At 53.5% G+C, this 303-nt stretch carries 1 pseudogene; it reads left to right on the top strand.

Annotated elements, in window-relative coordinates:
* Positions 1-58: 58 nt before the first annotated feature.
* Positions 59-303 (top strand): annotated as a pseudogene (locus MOV76_RS40420) (hypothetical protein); the annotation flags it as partial.

Genomic DNA, 303 nt, shown 5'->3' with positions numbered 1-303 from the left:
CACTGAATGGCAGGAGATATTCTTCTACGTCATGCGGCGTCCGTCATCGGAGGCCGACATGAACGCAATCCCCATCTGCTTCACTACGCTGCCCGATTACGAGAACTCAAAAGTGAAGAATGGTGGACGAAAGAGCATCAGCCGAGGCGGGTTCAATGCCCTACGTCTCAACCATGAAACTCCCGAACACCGTCATCGAACTGAATTCTCTCGTGGCTCCGAGGTCGGATGTCGTGTTGATGTCCAAGCTGATCGGCCAGTGCTCAGGGCTCTTGCTTCCTACTCACGAACTTCAAGCTTGTC

It is taken from the genome of Rhizobium sp. PRIMUS64 (assembly GCF_023006465.1).
In the GTDB taxonomy this organism is placed as follows: Bacteria; Pseudomonadota; Alphaproteobacteria; order Rhizobiales; family Rhizobiaceae; genus Rhizobium; species Rhizobium leguminosarum.
This window is presented reverse-complemented; position numbering and strand designations above follow the sequence as displayed.